The organism is Kaistella sp. SH40-3 (assembly GCF_030686865.1).
GTDB lineage: Bacteria > Bacteroidota > Bacteroidia > Flavobacteriales > Weeksellaceae > Kaistella.
On record NZ_JAQYUS010000005.1, the window covers coordinates 190568 to 213132 of the forward strand.

Genomic DNA, 22565 nt, shown 5'->3' on the forward strand with positions numbered 1-22565 from the left:
AGAAGTTTCGGCTTCTCTTTTTTACTTTATTTATTGACCATTAAATTTATTTCTGGTCGCAATAGAAGCTTCATAAATTCTCTTTCTGATTTGCTGAATTTTTCCGACCGGCTGTAAATTCTCCGCATTCTCGAATGGATTAAAATTTAAATTCTCGATGGCTGGATCTTCAGAATTAACAAAGGAAGCTTTTGGGATCGTAATTTTCCCTAAACAATATTTTGGCGCGTTTTTCCAGTCTCTCATCAGATCATTTACGGGTTGGTCTTTCAGATCTTCACAAAGTTCAACAAATAATTCGTAGGTAGATTCCTGCGAAGAAAGAAACCAATGAATGGAATTTTTCTGAGGTTCCCCTTTACCAATATTGGGATTAATGTTTACGGGCTTCAAACTGAGTTTCATTATGTAATCCCCAATCCGGTAACATCCGATTCCGGCGTATGCAAAGGAAAAGAAAAAATCATTTCTATGAGATAAAAAATTTAAAATCTTTTTAGTGACATCTACTGAAAACATCGAACTTACGAGAGAAAACCCGTTTTTCATTAAATGGGGTAAATCTAAAGAAGAAACCACAAAGTTGTCATTTTTGGTGACTAAAAAAGTGTTCACTGAAGTGAAAAACTTTAAAAATACCGAGGGTGAATTCGTAGGAAATAAAGGAAAGTTCACCAATGGAAAATTAGCGTCCTGACCCTTAACATTCTTAATTTTTAAGGAAAAGCCATACAGCGGATTTTCTCTTCCTTTTTTATTGATAACTAAATTCCCATTTGAAAATCTTGCGAGAATATCATATTGTTTCCGGTCAAAAATTTCTGTTAAAAAATCCGGTAAATTTTCTGATATTTCCAGAGATCCTTTTACCGTTGCATAAGTTTTGGCGTGTGCATCGCGTGTGGCGTAATTTACCTCACTGATTTCGGCAGAACTTTTAATGAACTTTTCCACAGAAATAACAGATCTTGCTAAGTCTCGATTTTCCTGGACTGAAAGCTCATCGAATTTAGAGGAATATTTTATAAGTGATTTCATATTTTTTCTTTAAGCTCAGCAACAACCATTCCTTAAAATTCGCAAGAAAATACCTTATCTTTGCACCTTACAAATATTCACTATTATTTTATCTTTCATTATGGAACTCGGAAAAACCCAAACTTTAAAAATTGCAGAAAAAAATTATTCAGGATTATTTCTGGAAGATGAAGAAGGTACAAGATGTTTTCTACCGAAAATTTTTGCGTCTGAAGATGCAGAAATCGGCGATGAAATGGAAGTTTTTGTTTATCAGGATGACGACAAATTAAAAGCAACGACCGAAAAAGCCAACGCTGAAGTAGGAGAGTTTGCCGTAATGACTTGTGTGCAAAGTTTACCCGCCGGTGCTTTTATGGACTGGGGAATTATCAAAGATTTATTTGTTCCGTACAAACAGCAGCGCGCAAAGATCGAAGAAGGTCGACGTTATTTAGTTCAAGTTTATATCGATGATGTTTTGGGATTAATTACCGGAACTACGAGATATAAGAAAAATCCGCATTACGAAAATCTACCTTTTCAAAGAGGGGAGAAAGTAAACTTAATAATAGCCGGCGAGAGTGAACTGGGTTGGAATGTCATCATTAATAAAAAATATGTCGGATTGATTTATACTTCTGATGTTTATAAAAGACTGTTCCCTTTGTCAGAAGAAATCGGGTACATTAAAACAATTCGTGAAGACGGTAAAATCGATGTTTCTCTACAACCGGAAGGGTATGAAAATATCGATGAATTTCAGAAAATGATTATCGATAAATTAGAATTGAATTACGGTTTAATCTACCTTTCCGATAAATCTACACCAGAAGAAATTAAGGATGAATTGCAAATGAGCAAGAAGAATTTCAAGAAGGCAATTGGTGGTTTATACCGTGATAAAAAGATTGAAATTTTAGAAGATAAAATTCGATTGATCAAGGAAGACGAATAATTTTGAATTAGATCATTATTAAAATATAAAAGAGCAGAAATTTCTGCTCTTTTTTGTGGTTGTTATCGTAATCGTCTTTCTTACCATCTACCATCCAAACACTTACGACAAATAATATAAATTATTCTTTCCTAACCAACAGTATCCAATCGTCTTCTAACAACTTATACCCGATATCATAAACAAACCTGTATTCTGCGCCATTTTTGTAAACTTTTAAACTCGTAAAATATTCAAAATCGAAACCTTCAGAGATTAATTTATTACGGGTGGTTTTCGCTTTGCCTTCTATAAATCGTTGTTCAGATAAGACGCGGTGATTTTTGCGCATCTTATTATTAATGTTGCGCATCAGATTCGACGAATCTTTGTTGTGTTTATTGTTGTAAGCGTTTCTGCAGCCATCATTGCAAAATTTCTTATCGCTTCTTCCGATAATTTTATCGCCACATTCCAGACAGTTTTCCATAATAATCATTTGATAATCAAATATATAAAAATATCCATTTGTAAACGGATATAATTTTGAAAACAATGCATATTATTCATTTTTGTTTTTAAAATTTACTTTATTTCGACTATTATTTTTGATTTTAACTAAAAAAAATTAAAAAATTATGATATCATTGTTTTTTTTATATATTTGCACCCACACAAATGGTTCGGATTAATTAAATGAAAATAATAGGAAATTTATTTTTCCTTCACTTTATTTATTGATTCGTAACGACACAAATGAAAAAAATATTTATACATGAAATTTATAATTTCAGGGTTATTGGTTGTCCATACATCCCTATTATTCTCTCAGGTAGGTATTAACACCTCCTCACCAGATTCCTCATCCGCTCTTGAAGTATCCAGTACCAGTTCATCATCCGTAAAAAGAGGATTTATCGGTCCAATCGTTACACTTACGAATCTCTCTATCGCAGGCCCAGTTACGGCTCCTGCAGAAGGTTTGGTTGTGTTTAATGATACCGGCACGGAAAGTATTCCAGTCGGGTATTATTTCTGGAATGGTTTTACCTGGAACTCGCTAAATAGAACAAGAACTACAAGCACTACCGTTTATACAGATATTCGTGCGGCTGTTTTGGGCTATGATCCTTCTTCTTCTGGCGCTTCAGCTCCCGTTGGTGCTAATTCTGGAACCATTACCGCAAGTGGTAAAAAGTGCGCAAAATTTTCTACCGGTACCGATGCTAATAACCATTCTTATTGTAGTTACAACTTAAACAAAAATGTTTCGTTTCAGGAAGCTTTTGTTTTGGCTAAAAGTTTAGGAGGTTATCTGCCAGTAATTACAACTGCGAACGAATGGAATTTTGTTAAAACAAACCTTCTGACAAGTGGCGGTATAGGAACAGGAACCAATTATGCAGGCGCAAGTTGGCTTGGTTATAAAAAGACTCAATATCCAGGAACGGCTTTTAACAATAGTTTTATTTGGATTACTGGTGAAACTTCTAGAATCGCTTGGGCAACTACTGGAAACAGAGGAGCAAGCCTTGAAGTGAATTTTTTACCTGGTTCTAACGGAATTAGTACTGCTACAGACGGCGCACTGGTTTTAGCCGGAAATTGCACTTATATTTCCAGTGATAGCAATAGAAACTGGGGAAGCAATAATTGCAACAGTTTCAATAATTCCAATTACCTCATTGTAGAATTTCAACAATAACCAGATATGAAAAAAATAATATTTAGTTTGCTTTTATGTTCTGTTTTTTCAGTAAAAGCACAGGTCAAAATAGGAGGAAGTACTCCAGCCTTAATGCCTAATAACGTCGCTTTGCAAGTTGAAGCCGCAAGTAAAGATAAAGGCGTGCTTTTCCCCAGAGTAGATTTGATGTCTTTAACTTTGAAAACACCTATTACCAGCGCACCTAGTCCGGGATTAATCGTTTATAATAAAAAATCAGACGGCGACAACGGTTTTTTAGCAAAGGGTTATTATTATTGGGAAAATAACCAATGGAATTTAATTAATGCTAAAGAAAGCGATTCTAATTTTGTTGATGTAATTACCACAGAGCAATTGGGTTATGTTCCTACAACTGCAAGTGGTTCTATAATTAACGTTCCGGGAACTACTAAATTACGTTGCGTGAAATGGGAAGAACTGTTGGGTGGTAATGGTCATGTTTATTGCCTATACACCTCAACTACACCACTTTCTTGGAATGCTGCCTATCTTCTTGGTAAAAACGCTGGTGGTTATTTACCAGTCATTACAAGCAATAGAGAATGGAATTTCATTAAAGATAAGGTTCTTACCGATGGTAATAGTGTTGGTGGTGGAAATTTTACAGCCAATGCATGGTTAGGTTTTAACAGAGATACTTTTTTCCAGAAAGGGGCTACGGTAACTGATTACAAATACAGATATCGCTGGATTACTGGAGAAATATCTTTATTAGACTGGAGTAGTACGACTGCCACAACGGAGAATCAATTTGTTACTGCGCTTCCTTTTAATGCAGACAGTGTTTCACAGAACTGCGGTAGAATTAATACTGCTGCTGGTAACTGGTCGGTTGTAAATTGTGCAACAAATAATACAGCAGGTCTCATTTTAGAATTTAATCAATAAACAGATGAAAAAAATTATACTTTTATTCGTACTAGCATTTTTAAATATGCAAGCACAGACAAAAAACGTCGGCATCAATATAGCCTCTCCAGATCCATCAGCGATATTAGATATTTACGCTCAAGACAGAGGTTTTCTAGGACCAAAAGTTGAATTAACCTCTAGAACTGATCAATCAACATTGGGAACTACTCCCGCTGGAATGATGGTTTATAATACCAGAATACAATTGGGTACTGTAGATACAGAATTGATTAAGAGTTATTATTACTGGAATGGCAGCCAATGGATTGCGATGAATACTGGTTATAATAACAATAAGATTGCAGGACAGGATATTACTTTTGTACAAACGTTAGGTTACAATCCTACAGGGTATGTTAATTCTCAAAATATAATTGTTGGACCTGTACAAAATGGAACAAATACCTATACCAGAATTGGTTGTTACAAATGGGATACCGGAACGAATGCAAATGGACACCGATATTGCGCCTATAAAATTGGCACTTCTCCTCTCATACCATCTAATCTTACCGATTTAACGCAGAATGCTACCTGGGCAAATGCTTTTAATATGTCTAAAACGGTAGGTGGATATATGCCGACCATTACTAATAATGAGGAATGGCAAATGATTAAAACGAACATTTTAAATTTAAATGTTGCAACCATTAGCGGTACAACTTATAAAGTTAAAGATTATACTTCCTGGATTGGAATGAACAAAGTGACTTATGCTGGAAATGCTAAAGAATTTATCTGGATAACGGGAGAAAGAAGTTCATCCTTGGGAAATACAGCAATTCCTTTTGGGCCTTTCAATGGTGGAGAACCCAATGATACCGATAATGATGAAGGTTGTGTACAGATTTTATCACCCACCGTCTCCACTACCAATGAGTGGAACGATTTGTCTTGTACCGCTACCTATTCTGCGAGGTTTGGTGTAATCTTGGTAGAATTTGATAATTAATTAGAAAATTAAAATCTCCAGCATTTATTTAAATAAAAAGGCTCTAATTTTGTTAAACAGATAAGAGCCTTTTACATTAATTGTTTTTTCGAAATTTTTCAGAATAACTTTTCAACTTATACAGTTAGTGAAATACTAGTTTTGAAAAACTAATTTTATCATTTTTTTCTGGTCTCTTTTGTGATAAAAAGTTTTTATTTTTCTAAAAACTGTCGCAATACATATTGTAAAATTCCGCCATTTCGGTAATACTCAATCTCAATCATAGAATCTAATCGCGCAATAACCGTGAATTTAATTTCCGTGCCTTTTTCGGTCTTAGCCGTAATCATAATTTCTTTTAAGGGTTTGATATCGTTTGCAATTCCTGTAATCGAAAAGATTTCTTTACCTGTAAGTCCGAATTTTTCTGCTGTGTCGCCTTCTTTATATTCCAGTGGTAATACACCCAAACCGACTAGATTACTTCTATGAATACGCTCGTAACTTTCTGCCAGTACTGCTTTTATTCCCAATAGGAAAGTCCCTTTTGCGGCCCAGTCTCGGGAAGATCCGCTGCCGTATTCTTTCCCGGCCAAAACCAATAACGGAATTTTTTCCTTTTTATATTTAACGGAAGCATCATAAACCATCATTTCCTCGCCAGTAGGTAAATAAGAAGTGAAGCCGCCTTCTTTCTGGGCTAATTTATTTTTGATTCTCACGTTGGCAAAAGTCCCGCGAACCATTACCTCATCATTGCCACGTCGAGATCCGTAGGAATTAAAATCCTCTTTCTTTACTCCTTTGCTTAAAAGGTATTTACCTGCTGCAGAAGATTCATTAAAAGCACCTGCTGGAGAAATATGATCTGTTGTTACGCTGTCTCCTAAAACCAACAAAGCTCTTGCATTTTGAATGTCCTGCAAAGGTTCAGTCTCAGTTGGAAGATTGTGGAAAAAGGGAATTTCTTTAATATAGGTGGAATCTTGATTCCAGTCGTAAAGTTTGCCCGTCGGAACTTCCAGGTTTCTCCAGATCTCATTTCCGTCAAAAATTTCACCATAGTTTTTTGCAAAATCATGAGGAGAAAGAACGCGAACTAAAATTTCATTGATCTCATCATCAGTCGGCCAGATATCTTTGAGATAAACAGGTTCCTGATTAGAATCATAACTGATTGGTTCGGTAGTCAAATCGATATCAACTCGGCCGGCAATCGCATAAGCAACCACCAACATTGGCGACATTAAAAAATTCATTTTTACCTGTGGATGAATTCTGGCTTCAAAATTTCGGTTTCCTGATAATACCGAAGAAACAATCAAATTATAATCATCAACTGCCTGTGAAATTTTTGGGGATAAAGGTCCTGAATTCCCAATACACGACGTACAGCCATAACCGACCAAATGAAAATCAAGCGCTTCCAAATCTTTCATTAAATCTGCTTTTTCAAGATAATCGGTAACCACTTTTGAACCCGGTGCGAGAGAAGTTTTTACCCAAGGTTTTACATCAATACCGTGTTCTCTGGCTTTTCTGGCAACTAGACCAGCACCAATCATCACAAACGGATTGGAGGTATTAGTACAGGAAGTAATCGCTGCGATTGCTACCGCACCATCAGAAAGCATGAATTTTTCATCACCTCTTGTAATCCAAACGGTTTTCATTCCATCTTTATCTGTGGCTTCAATTTCTAAATTCACAGATTTTTGTTCGGCTTTTGGAACTGGTAAATCACCACCTTCATTATCAAACCGAGTTATTGATTTTTCAATTTCGCGGTCTTGAAGATGAATATATTTTCTATTAAAAGAAGTGTGCAGTAAATCGATAAATGTATTTTTAAAATCTTTTAAAAGAATTTTATCCTGAGGTCGTTTTGGACCAGCAACGGTTGGTTCGATTGTAGAAAGGTCAAGTTCCAAAACAGAAGTATAAGTGATTTTATCTTCATTTTCCCGCCAAAGCATATTCGTTTTGCAATAGGTTTCTACCAAATTAATTTGAGTTTCGGAGCGATTACTTTTTCGCATATACTCCAAGCTTTTATCATCGATAGGGAAGTAGGTAATGGTGCAGCCAAATTCTGGCGACATATTTCCAATTGTTGCCCGATCTGGAACAGAAAGATTGGATAAACCTGGGCCAAATACTTCTACAAACTTTCCAACCACGCCAAATTTTCGAAGTAGATTAGCGATCGTTAACACTAAATCTGTAGCGGTAGAACCCAACGGAAGCTTTCCGCTCAATTTTAAACCGACAACTTCGGGCATAATAAAATAGAGAGGTTGACCCAGAATTGCGGCTTCAGCTTCGATACCGCCGACACCCCAAGCAACGACACCAATCCCGTTAACCATGGGTGTATGACTATCGGTTCCAACCAAAGTATCAGGAAAAACTTCACCATTTCTCTCGATGACGCCTTTGGATAAATATTCCAGATTGATTTGATGGCAAATACCCATTCCCGGCGGAACAACGCTGAAATTATCAAAAGAATTCTGTGCCCATTTTAGAAATTGGTATCGCTCTTTATTTCGCTTGTATTCTTCATCAATATTACGGGAATAGGATTCTTCGGTGCCGAAATAATCAACTTGGACTGAGTGATCAATAATTAAATCTACAGGAACTAATGGATTAATAGTATCTGGATCTTTACCTTTTCTGGCTACTTCAGCCCGAAGGGCGGCAATATCAACTACAGCAGGAACTCCCGTAAAATCCTGCATTAAAACCCGTGCCGGTTTGAAGGGGATATCCTTGTCGGAACCTTGGGGCAACCAGTTTAATAAGGTTTCAATATTTTCTTTAGTAATCGAAAAACCATCGTAATTGCGAAGTGTATTTTCCAAAAGAATCCGAATTGAAAAAGGCAGTTGGTCAATTTTATATCCCTTATTTTTTAATTCAGAAAGACTGTAATAGTTATAATTTCCTTCTTTGGTTTGAAGGCTTTTTTTTACTTGAAAAATATCTTTTTCCATAATATTGATGTTTTAATAGTAAATGATTTAAAACTCTGATGAACCAAGAATTGATACACTGCTTCAAATGAAAAAATGAAAATTATTACTCTGAATAACTGAAAAGGATTTTTTAAAGCAATGGCGTTGTAAAGACGATTAGCTCATTTTCATTATTAATGATTTTTAGAAAAGTATAAAAACCTTAATATATTAACCTGAAAAATTTCGACTTAAATTTCCAGGTTGTTTGCTCCCCTCAAAGTTAGGAAATAAAGGAAAGCAAAAGTGAAATTTTTTTTATGACCTGATTTTGAATGTATTATCTCTTCCTTAAACTATTTTAAAACTACAAAAGATGCAAAAGTTTTGCTATTATAAAACATTAAAAGATTTTAAAATATAATCTTCAACAGCAAATAATTCAGATTTTTTTAATTAATCCTGTTGTTTTTTTGGACTTGGAGTAAAACTCACCACCTTATTTTTGATGGGTTTAATCGTTTTCAAATAGGCGAAAATGGCGCTTATGTCTTCATCGGTCATTTTCCCATACATTGTCCAGGGCATCATGGTATTAAAATCTCCAGGTTTAAGTTTGGTGTTCAGTGTTGTAGAATCTGACCTTGAATGAAATAAATCGAGAAACATTTTTTCTGTCCAGTCTCCTAAACCAGTTTCTTTATCTGGAGAGATATTGCTAGAATGTACAACCGAGCCATCTGGAAATGGAAAATCTCTTCCACCTCCAAACTCAGTTCCTGCAACCAGACTTCCTTTCTCAAATTTGGTGTGACATTCTACACAAGCCGCAGCATTCGCAATATATTTTCCATAATTAACGACCTCGGTTTTTGCAGGTATTTTTGTAAAGTTTGCTTTGTGAGGAATGGTATTGATGATAAAATTCATCGGGAAATCAGACGTAGAATTAGGTACTACATTTTTGATGGGTTTTAGAGTTCGAACATAGGCGATGATGGATTTTATGTCTTCCTGATCCATTTGACCGTAGTAATGATAAGGCATTACGGGAAACATTGCTTCACCTTCTTTGTTGACTCCAGTTGTTATTACTCGAAAAAGTTCACCGTCTGTGTAATGGCTTATTCCTTCTGGAGTAATATTTTTCGCATAATATCTTCCCGGGAAACCAAATTTTTCATCGAACAAGTCGCCACCCATTCCAATAGTTCCCTCAGTCGCTGGGCCTGCAAATCTTGTCCAATCACGTTTGGAGTGGCAGTCCATACAATTGGTAACATGGTTGGCGAGATATTTCCCGCGTGCAATTCGTTCTGGAGTTCTTTCTATAGCCATGGTTTGCGCTTTTCCAACATTGGGTAAGAAAAACTTCACGTAGCATAAAATCGATATCCCAATAATCCCTATGATTATAAAAAACCAAAGTAGAAGGTGTATAAGTCTTCTCATCATTTATAGTTTTTAAATTAAATACTTTCTAATCAATGTTAACCAATAAAACAAATCTTAACTTCCCGAAATTTTCGCAAACTTGGGTTATTAAAAGAATAAAAAATTGTTTACTAAATCGTTAAAATTACAATTAATAGATTGATTAAAATAAGTATAACCAACTGATATTGAATTGATTGATATTAATGAGTACAATGAGGAAATAACCCATTAATATTGTAAAGAATTTACTAATGATTTGTAAAAACCATTAGCAAAATATGTGAGAAATTCACTTTCGATTTAATACAAGAAATTACTGCTATTTAATAATAAATAGATGAATAATAAAAAGAAGTTCGCAGGTTGGATTATCCAGGTGTTTTTTGACTTTTAATAGTAAGTATAAATCCAAGAATTAGGAAAATCAAAAATATTGGATAGAGGGTGAAAAAAATAGTATGGCTCGAAGTTATTGCTAACACTAAAGATAATAATAGATGGAGGCACCCAATTACAATAATTCCGAAGGTTCCAATGGCGAAAAATGGATGAAATTTTTTCATGGTCTTTTAGTTTTAAAAGGAATACTAAATTTACGAATCACTCCGAAACCGCACTATTTATTTGGTTGGTTATTCATTAAATGATTTGTTTTATGAAATTTAAAGATATTAAATTTAAACATATTCTAAGTTTTTATATTGAAATAAGCACAAAAACCAATGCGATTATTGCAGGAAGCGCCTGAACATAGAATATTTTTTTACTCGCAGTTATTGCTCCAAAAACTCCGGCAACAATGACGCACGATAAAAAAAATATCGCAATATTTGTTTTCCAAACGGTATCATTTATGAAAAACGTCCAAATCAGTCCTGTTGCTAAAAAGGCATTGTATAAACCTTGATTTGCAGCCAACCCTTTTGTAGGTTTAAACAAATCGGCCGGAATCTGCTTGAAAGTCTTTTTGCCAATAGTTTCCCAGGCAAACATTTCAAAATACATAATATATAAATGCTCAACTGCGACTAAACCGATTAATATTTTTGCGAATAATTCCATGGTGTTTTTGCTTTTTTGAATTGTTATGTTTTTATTTAAATTTTATAATTTTTGTTTTGAAATTTTTCATTGCTAGTATTGATGATGTTCAGTTTCTATTAAAAAAATGAAAAAAAGCACGGTTCACAAAAAACGGTGCTTTTAAATTGATATCTTAAAATTTACTCTGTATGTCCGTACAACGCATTATACAGTTTGATGTATCTTTCTTTTACGGCTTTTCTTTTCAATTTCAAAGTAGGAGTGAGGAGACCTAATTCAATAGACCAGACTTCTGGCGTGAGTTCGAATTTTTTAATCTGTTCCCAACTTCCTAATTTGGTGTTCAGATAAGCGATTTCTTTTCCTATTCTTTCTTTTAACTCCGGACTTTTTACCATTTCTGCTGGTGTGTTTCCAATCTCTAACTGTTTTCTTTCTGCCCAGTTTTTAATAAAATTGAAATCGGGTTGAACTAGAGCACATGGCATTTTTTCACCATCGCCCACGACCATAATTTGCTCAATGAATTTTGAGGCTTTTGCTAAGTTTTCAATTACTTGCGGTGCGATATATTTTCCACCCGAAGTTTTGAACATTTCCTTTTTACGGTCTGTGATATGTAGATAACCTTCTTCGTCAAGATGCCCGATATCACCGGTTTTAAAGAAACCATCAGCAGTAAATGCTTCTTTTGTCATTTCTTCATTTTTGAAATAACCTTTAAAAACAGAAGGACCTTTTACGGTGATTTCCCCATCTTCCTGAATTTTCACTTCCAGATTATCTAAAACATGACCAACTGTTCCTATCTTAATTTTACCAAAACTGTTCACTGAAATTACGGGTGAAGTCTCTGTTAAACCGTAACCTTCTAAAATAGGAATTCCGGCATTTTGGAACATCTTATTTAATCGTGCAGATAACGCTGCAGAACCTGAAACGAGGGTGATTATATTTCCACCAAGACCTTCTCTCCATTTTGAGAACACTAATTTATCCGCAATAATTTCTTTTAAGCCAGATGGTTTTCCTAATTTTTCTTTGGCTTTATTTACGCCCAGAGCCCATAGGAATATTTTTGATTTTAATCCGCCCGCGCTGGTTCCTTTATCGTAAATCTTATCATAAACCTTTTCGATTAATCTAGGAACTACGGACATAATGTGCGGTTGAACTTCCTTGATATTGTCGCCCATTTTTTCAATACTTTCAGCGAAATAAATAGCATAGCCATTATACTGATAAAGGTAAAAAAGCATTCTCTCGAAAATATGACAAATCGGCAGGAAACTTAAAATTTTGATATCGGTGTACTCAAGACCTTTTACTTCTGGGATTCTTGGATTAGAACCCAGCACATTCGAAACAATATTCAAGTGAGAAAGCATTACGCCTTTTGGTTTTCCTGTTGTTCCGGAAGTGTAAATAATGGTTGCTAAATCTTCTGTGTTAATCGATTTCGATAGATCTTCAACTTCGCCTTGCGTGGCTTCATCGCTTCCCAAATCAATAATTTCGCTCCAGTTCGGCACGCCACTAATTTGATCAAAACTAAAAACTCCTTGCAACGTGGGAACATTATCTCTTATTTTCATTACTTTTTCATACAAGTCAGCATCTGACACAAAACAGTATTTAACATCTGCATTATTAAAGATGAAATCATAATCCTCAGCAGAAATACTCGGGTAAACCGGAACAGAAACTGCACCGATTTGAGAGATTCCCAAATCCATTACAGCCCACTCAGTCCTTGTAGCAGTCGTGATTAAGACGATTTTATCACCAGGTTTTATTCCTAACTTTAGCAGTCCACGTGACACTTTATTTCCTAACGTAACGAACTCACTGGTTGATGTTTTTTCCCACTTTCCATTATATTTGGTGACAAACATATCTTCTCTTGAATATTTTTCTAACGCATTGTGCGCAAAATCAAAAGTTCTTTTTATTGACATATTATAGTTTTATTTGGAGATTAATTTAAAATTAACGTTAATTTGATATTGATTTGATGTAAAAATATCATTTTTATTTAAATGTGCAATAGCAAATTTTGAGGAATTAATAATTTTCTTTTTTAATTTTTAGAAATATTGTATTTTTACAACCAAACAATTTTTAAACCTTATGAATTTTAATTTATCTGAAGAACAGTTAATGATTCAGCAAGCTGCAAGAGATTTTGCACAAACTGAACTTTTACCAGGAGTTATAGAAAGAGACAACGCACAGAAGTTTCCGCACGAACAGGTAAAGAAAATGGGCGAATTGGGACTACTTGGTATGATGGTAGATCCAAAATATGGCGGTGCAGGAATGGACAGTGTTTCCTACGTTCTCGCTATGGAAGAGATTGCAAAAGTTGATGCTTCTGCAGCAGTAGTAATGTCGGTGAATAATTCATTGGTTTGTGCTGGCTTAGAAAAATACTGCAACGAAGAGCAAAAAATGAAATACTTAAAACCGCTTGCAAGTGGTGAAGTAATTGGTGCTTTCGCTTTATCAGAGCCAGAAGCAGGTTCAGATGCTACTTCTCAGCAAACAACAGCAGTTGACAAAGGAGATCATTATATCTTAAATGGAACCAAAAACTGGATCACCAACGGGGGGAATGCAACATATTATATTGTAATTGCGCAGACTGATCCAGAGAAAAAACACAAAGGAATCAATGCGTTCATCGTTGAAAAAGGATGGCCAGGTTTCGAAATCGGTCCGAAAGAAGACAAGTTAGGAATCCGCGGAAGCGATACCCATTCTTTGCTATTTACGGATGTGAAAGTTCCGAAAGAAAACAGAATCGGTGAAGACGGTTTTGGATTTAATTTCGCAATGGCAGTTTTAAACGGTGGTAGAATCGGAATTGCTTCTCAAGCTTTAGGTATTGCTTCTGGTGCTTACGAACTAGCCTTGAAATATGCTAAAACTAGAAAAGCATTCAAAACAGAAATCATCAATCATCAGGCAATTGCTTTTAAATTAGCCGATATGGCAACGTCAATTATGGCTGCCAGAATGTTATGTTATAAAGCCGCAGTTGAAAAAGATGAAGGAAAAGATATTTCTGAAATAGGTGCAATGGCAAAACTATATTCTTCTCAAGTTGCCATGGACACTACGATTGAAGCAGTTCAGATCCATGGTGGTTATGGTTATGTGAAAGAATATCATGTAGAAAGAATGATGCGTGATGCTAAAATTACTCAGATTTATGAAGGAACTTCTGAGATTCAAAGAATCGTGATTTCGAGAAGTATTGCTAAAAACAGTAATTAGTAAAAAGTAAACGCTATGAAAAAAATTTGGATTGTTGTAATAGCCGTTCTTTTGGTTTTAGGAAGTTTTATGTGGTATAAATATTTTTTCGTGTTTGCGGAAGGCGTCAAATCAGGATACCTTAATTACGCTACTAAAAAAGGATATATCTTTAAAACCTACGAAGGAAAACTCATTCAGGAAGGTTTTGGTGCCGGTAAAGCCGGTGGATTGACCAGTTATGAATTCGAGTTCTCAGTAGAAAACGAAGCCGTTTTTAAACAGTTAGAAGAGAACAGCGGAAAGCAGTTCGATTTGCATTACAAAGAATACAACGGTGCAATTCCATGGCGTGGAAATACGAAATACGTGGTTGATAAAGTAGTCAACATGAAATAAAGAGAAAATCCTTTCAGCATTCTGAAAGGATTTCTTATTTTTAGAAAATGAAAGAATATATTTTAAAGAAGGAAAGAATTTTTCACTTTTTGTCCCTCGCCTTAATCGCTGGTTCTATGTTTATCCCAGAGCCAATTCAAAAATTAATCGTTTTAGTAACGGGAATTTTAGGCTTACTGGTTTTGTCTTCCTTAAAAAAGCAGAAAACATTAGTAATCATTTATTTGGTTTTATTTTTCGCCGCCGGAATTTTCTATTATTTTATGATGAACGGAAAAATGAATTTTTAATGACTTAATTTTTTGGACGGCTAAAGTCAACTTTTTTTAAAACTCAAAAAGATAATTCTGAGATTTACCTTTGCTAAGTGGAACGCCTTTGCGATCTTAAAAAAAAAAAGAAAAGCATTGCATTTGTAATAAAATCTTTGAGCCTTTGTATTAAATCAATTTCTATTAAAAGATGAACAAATTTATACCAATTGCCCTTCTATTAACTTGCGCTTTTAATGCACAAGTATTGCCCAAATTCACCGACGATATCGCAATGAAACTGGCCGAAAAACCACTGAAATGCATCAATCAGGAATATCCCAATAAAACGGCTCATATCATTAATAATGAAAAGGAAGCGACTTTAACTCCTACAGAATTACATCCAAGTTTCTACGGTTGTTTCGATTGGCATTCCTCTGTTCACGGTCATTGGATGTTGGTTCGGTTATTAAAGTCAAGACCACATTTGGCCAATAAAAAAGAAATCATCGAAATTTTGAATGCATCTTTTCAGCCGGAAAAATTGAGAGAAGAAGCAGCCTATTTTACAAAATATGCAGTTTCAATGAATTTCGAAAGAACGTATGGTTGGGCGTGGTTATTGAAATTAGATGAAGAATTAATCAGTTGGGATGATCCACAAGCAAAGATTTGGCATCAGAATTTAAAACCTTTAACCGACGAAATTCTAAGACTTTGGAAAATTTATTTGCCCAAACAAACCTATCCAAACAGAACAGGAGTTCATCCTAATTCCGCATTCGCAATGGCCTTTGCAATCGATTGGGCGAGAGCATCAAACGATAAAGTCTTCGAAAATCAACTGGTTGAAAAAGCAAAATATTTTTATTTAAAAGATCAAAAAACTCCAGCTTATCTCGAGCCAGATGGAAGTGATTTCTTTTCGCCAAGTCTCGAAATAGCAGATTTAATGCGCAGAATTCTTCCACAGAAAGAGTTCGTAAAATGGTTCAATCATTTTTACGAAAAACGAAGTATTGCGAATATTTCGGAAATTCCCGTTATCAGTGATATCAATGATTTTCAAACCGTTCATTTGGTCGGACTATCCTTTACCAGAGCCTGGACGATGAAAGGGATTTCTAAATCATTGGCAACTAATCATCCGCTTAAAAAACAGTTTTCTACAACCTCAGATAAATTTTTAGCCAACGCATTACCGTTGCTTTTCAAAGGGAATTACGGTGGAGATCACTGGCTAGCGAGTTTTGCAGTTTATGCTTTGAGTGAAGAATAAATTATAAGTGCCATAAAAATTTTAGATATAAATAGGAACGGGTTTTAGCCCGTTCTTTAAATTTAAAATGCAAGTGGCTTTAGCCAAAACCTAAAATATTTTTTGCATTTTTCTTTGTTCGATGAATGCGTTAAAATTTGTTTAAACACAGATTTCACGGATTTCCACAGATTTTTTTTAATAAAATTAATCTGTGGAAATCTGTGCGATCCGTGCGAATAATGTATTTTTTATTCTACAGTAATGACGAGATTCTTTTGTGGTTTAAAATTATTCTTTCGGTAAATATTTCGAATAATCAGGCTCAGCAGAATCGTCGTTATTTTCCTTTTCTACAATTTCCGATGGAGTAGTCGTTTCTGTTTTTTCAACAGGAATATTGGTTTGATTTTCTAAAGATTTCGCTTCCTTGTTTTTCTTATTTCTTCGTATTAAATACAAGATTAAACCCGCAATTATAAAGATGGGCCAAAAGGGTAGAATCGCAATCATCACGTTTCCAATAACTTCAAAACCACTCATAAATGCTGATGAAGATTTTGAACCAAATGAATCAGAAAGTTTATTATTATTATTGTTATTATTATCTGTAACGATTTGATTTGATGTTGTTAACTCTTTCTGAACTAAAGTAATTTCTACATCATACATTTGACTCGAAATATAATCGTTTCCCTGACTTTCCAAAGATTTCGATTTCACTTCACCTAATCCATTTGATAGGTTCGAAACTAAATTATCGAAATTATACAACGGAACTTTCGCCGTGATATATTCCCTTTCAAAGCCTTCCTGTTGACTGAAATTTTCAGAAACCAAATCCGCATTACTTTCCCGAATTTTCTGTTTTAAAATAGATTTTGCTTGAGAAATGTCATCCACCTGAATTTCTAAAATCGCAGTTTTTACCAAAGGATTTTTCTCGATAATCGGTGGAATAACAACCGTATTATTTTGATTGGTTTGGGGATTTTGACTTTCTGAATTTGGTGGCAAAGTTGCTTTTTGAGTTTGTGTTCTTTTTAGAATTTTATCCGCCGTTTTGCTTAAAACGGAAATTACGTTTTCACCATTTTGAAGCGCTTTATTTGCCGAGTCTAAAGTTTTTGCAACGTCCGTTCCAACTTTTACATTCTTCGTAATTTCTGCAATATCTTTATTAATGGAATCAATTTTCCAACTTCCGGTTTTTAAAGTACTGTCGATTTTTTTAGTCTGTTTTTCTATTGTTGGAATAAGAACTTTTCTGGCAATTCCATCGGAATCATTAATTCTTTTTGAAATAGAATCGATAGTTTTCAAACCGTCGTTGGCTCTGGTAAAAAGACTGTCGGCTCGTTTTATTGAGTTGGTTGCCTCTGAAAATTCCTGCTTGCTGCAAGAACTTAAAGCAGTCAAAAGAATGAATGTGGCAAATATTTTTTTCATTTTAATTTTTCATTTTAATCGTGGCAAGATAATCAAATAGCATTCCCTTAAATATAGAAAAAGACTCTTAAAATAATTAAGAGTCTCTCTATCTGTGTTTTGCAAATTAATTTACAAAGACTTTACAATTTAATCTTTCTTAAATTCACTGATGAAATGCAATTTCACATTCGGGAATTTTTCCTGAGTCATATGAATGGTAAAAGAAGAATCGGCTAAAAATACAGGTCGTCCGTACTTATCTTTTGCCATAAAGCGCTGTTTCAATCTTGCGAATTCCTTGAACTCTTCAGATTTTTCATCTGCTTCAATCCAACATGCTTTATGTATGGAAAGCGGTTCATATGTACATTTCGCGCCATATTCATGTTCCAAACGGTATTGGATAACTTCATATTGAAGCGCTCCAACCGTTCCGATAATTTTTCTGTTATTCATATCCAGCGTAAATAATTGCGCCACACCTTCGTCCATCAACTGGTCGATTCCTTTCGCTAACTGTTTCGCTTTTAGTGGATCATCATTATTAATGTATCTAAAATGCTCTGGTGAGAAGTTTGGAATACCTTTGAAACTCATTTTTTCACCGGCTGTCAAAGTATCACCAATCCTGAAATTTCCAGTATCGTGAAGTCCGACAATATCGCCTGGGAAACTTTCGTCAACCACTTCTTTTTTATCCGCGAAGAACGCATTTGGAGAAGAGAATTTCATTTTCTTATTTTCTCTTACTAAAAGGTAATTTTCATTTCTTTTAAAAGTACCGGAAACGATTTTCACGAAAGCCAATCTATCACGGTGTTTGGGATCCATATTGGCGTGAATTTTAAAAATAAATCCAGTAAAATCTTTTTCTTCAGGTTTTACCAATCTGGTGTCACTTTCCTTTGGTTGAGGATTAGGTGCGATTTCAATAAAAGCATCCAACAATTCGCGAACTCCGAAATTGTTTAATGCAGAACCGAAGAAAACAGGTTGTAAATTTCCAGCCATATAATCTTCTCGGTTAAATTCCGGATAAACTTCCTGAATTAATTCTAATTCTTCTCTCAAAGTTGCTGCGGCTTTTTCACCAATCGCCTCATCAATTTTAGAATCACTGATATCATCAAACTTGATCGCTTCACCAACCCTTTGTTTTTTCTCTTCTAAAAATAACTGAATATTATGTTCCCAGATGTTATAAATTCCCTGGAAATCACTTCCCATACCAATCGGCAAAGAAAGTGGAACAACGGTTAAACTTAATTTCTGCTCAACTTCATCCAACAAATCGAAAGCATCTTTTCCTTCACGATCCAATTTATTAATGAAAACAATCATCGGAATATTTCGCATTCTACAAACCTGAACCAATTTTTCAGTTTGTTCCTCAACTCCTTTTGCTACGTCAACTACTACGATTACAGAATCCACTGCGGTTAAAGTTCGGTAAGTATCTTCGGCGAAATCTTTGTGACCAGGCGTATCTAAAATATTGATTTTATGACCTTTATATTCAAATGCCAAAACAGAAGTTGCTACAGAAATCCCTCTCTGTCTTTCAATTTCCATGAAATCGGAAGTCGCGCCTTTCTTAATTTTATTCGATTTTACCGCACCTGCTTCCTGAATTGCACCTCCAAAAAGCAAGAGTTTTTCTGTAAGTGTTGTTTTTCCGGCATCTGGGTGGGCAATAATTCCGAAAGTTTTCCTTTTTCCTATTTCTTTGAGTAGATCTGACATAATTATATTTGAGACTGCAAAAATCGCTTTTTTTTATCGAAAATGAAAATGGAAAAGATTTCTTCTTTTTAATGGGTTAGAATTTTTGTGAACAAATAAACTCTTGGTCTTCGTCGGTTTTTATTTAAAGATTTATCTTTGCGCAAATTAATAGTTCATGGAAGAAAAATCGGTTGCGAAAAAATATATTTTAGATGGTAAAGGAGTGCTTGCTTTGGTAGGTGGATTTCTTGCGGGAAGTTTTGTAATGGCTCTTTTGAACGTTATCTCAATGTTCGTTTTTAATGTCAATATGCAATATCACGATTACTACCTTTTACTGGCAAACGCAGTTGGATTTTTATCAGCAATTTTCGCTTTCGATTATTTTATTTGTCGCCCCTCAACTGGCAGGAAATTAAATTTTAATATGTCACCCACCAATTTGATGACCTATTATTTAATTTTCCCCATGATGTTTGGAATGATGTTGATCGGTGAGTTTATAACTTCACAAATTCCGACTACAGGACCATTTTTTGGCGAATATTATCAGTATTTTTCTAGATTAATGGATCAGATGACCAACGATAAAGCCACTTTAATTTTAATGGCCGTAGTTATGGCGCCACTTTTCGAAGAAATAGTTTTTCGCGGAATTATCATGAAAGGGCTTATTAATAAAGGAACTAAACCCAAAACTGCGATTATTATATCCGCTGTCATTTTTGGATTGGTTCATGGAAATCCGTGGCAATTTGTAGGTGCAGTTTTATTGGGAAGTGTTTTGGGATTGGTTTATTATAAAACAAAATCTTTGCTTTTACCAATTCTGTTGCATGCCTTTAATAATTTATGTTCTGCAATTCTTATATTTTACGGAAATACAGAAAGTTTTGCCGACACATTTAAAGTTTCAGAATGGCTAATTTTAGCAATTGGAATTGTGCTCTTTACCACTTTCTATATTCTGTTTACTAAAAAATACAGAGTTCATTACACCGAAAATTAATTCACTTTGTCAAAGTTAAAATCTTTGACAATTTTTTTTAATACTTTATTAATATTATTCATTACAATGAAAAAAGAAATTCTCATAGCGACGCACAACAATCATAAAAAAGAAGAAATTCAGCAAATACTAGGAAATCATTTTGAAGTGACTTCGCTCACAAATTATGATATTCATGATGAAATTGTAGAAGATGGGGAAACCTTTCACGCTAATGCTTTAATCAAAGCCCAGTATTGTTTTGATAAAACGGGGAAAGCCAGTTTAGGAGATGACTCTGGTTTGGTCGTTGATGCGCTTGATGGAAGACCTGGGATTTACTCTGCGCGTTATGCTGGTAATCACGATTTTGGGAAGAATATGGCGAAAGTTTTGGAAGAATTAGAAGGTGTAGAAAACCGAAAAGCCTATTTTATAACGGTGATGTGCTTGGTTGATGAAGCAGGAATTAATTATTTTGAAGGTAGAGTTTATGGGAATTTAACAAAAGAAATTCGCGGTGAAAAAGGATTTGGATACGACCCAATTTTTATTCCAGAGAATTACGAAGTTACTTTTGCTGAAATGAAAGCAGAAGACAAAAATAAAATCAGCCACCGGAAAAAAGCCATCGAGTTGTTTTTAGAATTTATGGAACATTAGGTTTTATTATTTTTGAGAAAGTTTTTCCTCAATCACAGTTAATGCAGATTTTACATCGCGCATTTTCTCCATAGAATCAGCATCGATTTCAATGTCAAAAACTTCTTCAACATCTAAAATAACATCAACCAAATTGGCAGAATTAATATTTAAATCATTGATGAAATCGGTATTTTCATTGATGTTCTCTAATTCGACCTCATTTTTAACATAAGGTTTTACAATTTCTTTTAATTTTTGAATAGCCTCTTCTTTGTTCATATTAAGATTTAAATTTTATTAAGAATATTTTTTAAAGATAATACATCCGTTTACATCTCCAAAACCAAAACTTACTTTTGCTGCGATATTGATTTCTTTTTCGATTAAATGCTGTGGAATACAATCTGAGTCGATAATCGCGGAAATGTCTGGATTTAAATCTTCACAATTAATATTGGGTGCGACAAAATTTTCAGACAGTTGTAAGACCGTTGCCACACATTCAACGCTTGCTGCTGCAGAAAGACAATGACCTGTCAACGCTTTTAAAGAATTGATGTAGGGGAAATCTTTACCAGATCGGTTTAAAGCGGTTGATAAATTTTGGATTTCGGTTGCATCTTTTGAAGTCGCCGTGAGATGTCCACTGATATAATCGATAGCATTTGCGTGAATTCTGGCTTCTAAAAGAGCATCTTTCACACATTTTTGAACCGCAGTAGAATTTGGTGCCGTCATACTTCCACCGCCGCGCTGACCACCACTATTCAAATTTCCGCCGAGAATCTCGCAATAGATTTTTGCATTTCTTGCTAAAGCAGATTCCAAATCTTCAATGACCAAAGCACCGGCGCCACTTCCTGGAACAAATCCCGCTGCAGAAGTACTCATCGGACGAGAGGCAGATTGCGGATTGTCATTCGATTTAAAATTACAGACTTTTATGGCATCAAATCCTGCCCAAATATAGGGTCCGGAATCACTTGTACTTCCGGCTAAAATGCGTTTTGCTTTTCCAGCTTTTATGCGGTCAAAAGCCATTAAAATACTTTCTGTTCCTGTAGTACAAGCAGAAGAATTGGTAGTTACTTGATTTCCCAAACCTAATTTCCCGCCGAGATAAGCGCTAATTCCACTATTCATGGTTTGGGAAACGGCGGTGCTTCCTAATCTTCTGGTTTGGAGTGCATCAATCTTATAAATACTTTCCCGAAATTTTTCAATACCTGAAGTTCCTGCGCCGAAAATCGTTCCGCTGTCCCAATCTGGATTTTCATCTAGAGAAGGTTCTAAACCCGCATCTTTCCAGGCCTCTAAGCCTGCGATAACGCCGTACATAATTCCGGTAGAATTGAAATTGCGAAGTTCTAAATCCGTAAAATATACGTTTAAATTATCTTTATCAATCGGTGGCGTTCCGGAAACCTGACAAGAGAATTGCAAGTCGGCTAATTGCTGATCAAACTGAATTCCAGAGCGTCCTTCTTTTAAAGCAGAACGGAAATTTTCCAAACCAACGCCATTCGGTGCAACGACGCCTAAACCGGTGATGACAACTCTTCTTTCTTTCATAATTTTTGCACTGATATTTATTAAAAATTTTCGCACAGATTTCAACGGATTTCCACAGATTTTCA

Annotated in this window: 20 protein-coding genes; 10 read left to right on the forward strand and 10 right to left on the reverse strand. The window is 34.9% G+C overall.

What is annotated here, in order from left to right; all coding sequences use genetic code 11:
* Positions 1-30: 30 nt before the first annotated feature.
* Entirely contained in the window at positions 31-1038 is a 1008-nt protein-coding gene (locus PUH65_RS10055) for a catalase (RefSeq protein ID WP_305519871.1), read from the reverse strand.
* Between the two features lie 100 nt (positions 1039-1138).
* Here PUH65_RS10055 and PUH65_RS10060 point away from each other — a divergent pair, with 100 nt between their 5' ends.
* Positions 1139-1975, forward strand: coding sequence for a S1 RNA-binding domain-containing protein (locus tag PUH65_RS10060; RefSeq protein ID WP_305519872.1), 837 nt, complete (start codon positions 1139-1141; stop codon positions 1973-1975).
* 121 nt (positions 1976-2096) lie between these two features.
* On the opposite strand, the gene PUH65_RS10065 is transcribed toward PUH65_RS10060, so the two are convergent.
* Positions 2097-2444: a hypothetical protein gene (locus PUH65_RS10065; RefSeq protein ID WP_305519873.1), complete on the reverse strand. Its 348-nt coding sequence runs from the start codon at positions 2442-2444 to the stop codon at positions 2097-2099.
* 285 nt (positions 2445-2729) lie between these two features.
* Between PUH65_RS10065 and PUH65_RS10070 the strand changes: the two genes are divergently transcribed.
* From PUH65_RS10070 to PUH65_RS10080, 3 genes are read left to right on the forward strand one after another with little or no spacing between them, the layout of a single operon-like run.
* Positions 2730-3659 carry a C-type lectin domain-containing protein gene (locus PUH65_RS10070; RefSeq protein ID WP_305519874.1) on the forward strand — a complete coding sequence of 310 codons (930 nt, stop codon included), beginning with the start codon at positions 2730-2732 and terminating at the stop codon, positions 3657-3659.
* Between the two features lie 6 nt (positions 3660-3665).
* Positions 3666-4571 (forward strand): C-type lectin domain-containing protein, encoded by a 906-nt coding sequence (locus PUH65_RS10075; RefSeq protein ID WP_305519875.1) that lies wholly within the window; start codon positions 3666-3668, stop codon positions 4569-4571.
* 46 nt (positions 4572-4617) lie between these two features.
* Positions 4618-5547 carry a C-type lectin domain-containing protein gene (locus PUH65_RS10080; RefSeq protein WP_305552586.1) on the forward strand — a complete coding sequence of 310 codons (930 nt, stop codon included), beginning with the start codon at positions 4618-4620 and terminating at the stop codon, positions 5545-5547.
* Positions 5548-5741: 194 nt separating this feature from the next.
* Here PUH65_RS10080 and acnA read toward each other — a convergent pair whose 3' ends face one another.
* From acnA to PUH65_RS10100, 4 genes are all read right to left on the reverse strand, one after another.
* Positions 5742-8528 carry an aconitate hydratase AcnA gene (gene acnA, locus PUH65_RS10085; protein WP_305519877.1) on the reverse strand — a complete coding sequence of 929 codons (2787 nt, stop codon included), beginning with the start codon at positions 8526-8528 and terminating at the stop codon, positions 5742-5744.
* Positions 8529-8945: 417 nt separating this feature from the next.
* A complete protein-coding gene (locus PUH65_RS10090) occupies positions 8946-9941 on the reverse strand; it encodes a c-type cytochrome (protein ID WP_305519878.1) in 996 nt (331 codons plus the stop codon).
* Positions 9942-10622: 681 nt separating this feature from the next.
* Positions 10623-10988, reverse strand: coding sequence for a DUF1304 domain-containing protein (locus tag PUH65_RS10095; RefSeq protein WP_305519879.1), 366 nt, complete (start codon positions 10986-10988; stop codon positions 10623-10625).
* Between the two features lie 161 nt (positions 10989-11149).
* Positions 11150-12928, reverse strand: coding sequence for a long-chain fatty acid--CoA ligase (locus PUH65_RS10100; RefSeq protein ID WP_305519880.1), 1779 nt, complete (start codon positions 12926-12928; stop codon positions 11150-11152).
* Positions 12929-13100: 172 nt separating this feature from the next.
* Between PUH65_RS10100 and PUH65_RS10105 the strand changes: the two genes are divergently transcribed.
* From PUH65_RS10105 to PUH65_RS10120, 4 genes are all read left to right on the forward strand, one after another.
* Positions 13101-14249, forward strand: a complete 1149-nt coding sequence (locus PUH65_RS10105; protein ID WP_305519881.1) for an acyl-CoA dehydrogenase — start codon at positions 13101-13103, stop codon at positions 14247-14249.
* Positions 14250-14264: 15 nt separating this feature from the next.
* Positions 14265-14627, forward strand: coding sequence for a hypothetical protein (locus tag PUH65_RS10110; protein ID WP_305519882.1), 363 nt, complete (start codon positions 14265-14267; stop codon positions 14625-14627).
* Between the two features lie 47 nt (positions 14628-14674).
* Positions 14675-14917 carry a hypothetical protein gene (locus PUH65_RS10115; protein ID WP_305519883.1) on the forward strand — a complete coding sequence of 81 codons (243 nt, stop codon included), beginning with the start codon at positions 14675-14677 and terminating at the stop codon, positions 14915-14917.
* A gap of 172 nt (positions 14918-15089) precedes the next feature.
* Positions 15090-16160, forward strand: coding sequence for a DUF2891 domain-containing protein (locus PUH65_RS10120; RefSeq protein ID WP_305519884.1), 1071 nt, complete (start codon positions 15090-15092; stop codon positions 16158-16160).
* A gap of 270 nt (positions 16161-16430) precedes the next feature.
* Here PUH65_RS10120 and PUH65_RS10125 read toward each other — a convergent pair whose 3' ends face one another.
* Together PUH65_RS10125 and PUH65_RS10130 are read right to left on the reverse strand one after the other, a co-directional pair.
* The gene (locus PUH65_RS10125; RefSeq protein ID WP_305519885.1) at positions 16431-17588 is read right to left on the reverse strand and encodes a DUF4349 domain-containing protein; all 1158 of its coding nucleotides are present in this window, start codon (positions 17586-17588) and stop codon (positions 16431-16433) included.
* A 129-nt stretch (positions 17589-17717) separates the two neighbouring features.
* Complete coding sequence (locus PUH65_RS10130; protein ID WP_305519886.1) at positions 17718-19313, reverse strand: peptide chain release factor 3; 1596 nt, start codon at positions 19311-19313, stop codon at positions 17718-17720.
* 157 nt (positions 19314-19470) lie between these two features.
* On the opposite strand from PUH65_RS10130, the gene PUH65_RS10135 reads away from it, so the two are divergent.
* On the forward strand, positions 19471-20304 hold the full coding sequence (locus PUH65_RS10135; RefSeq protein WP_305519887.1) for a CPBP family intramembrane glutamic endopeptidase: 834 nt from the start codon (positions 19471-19473) through the stop codon (positions 20302-20304).
* Between the two features lie 66 nt (positions 20305-20370).
* Positions 20371-20946: an RdgB/HAM1 family non-canonical purine NTP pyrophosphatase gene (rdgB, locus tag PUH65_RS10140; protein ID WP_305519888.1), complete on the forward strand. Its 576-nt coding sequence runs from the start codon at positions 20371-20373 to the stop codon at positions 20944-20946.
* Positions 20947-20952: 6 nt separating this feature from the next.
* On the opposite strand, the gene PUH65_RS10145 is transcribed toward rdgB, so the two are convergent.
* Positions 20953-21207, reverse strand: coding sequence for an acyl carrier protein (locus tag PUH65_RS10145; protein ID WP_305519889.1), 255 nt, complete (start codon positions 21205-21207; stop codon positions 20953-20955).
* An 18-nt stretch (positions 21208-21225) separates the two neighbouring features.
* Complete coding sequence (locus tag PUH65_RS10150; protein WP_305519890.1) at positions 21226-22500, reverse strand: beta-ketoacyl synthase; 1275 nt, start codon at positions 22498-22500, stop codon at positions 21226-21228.
* Between the last annotated feature and the right edge of the window lie 65 nt (positions 22501-22565).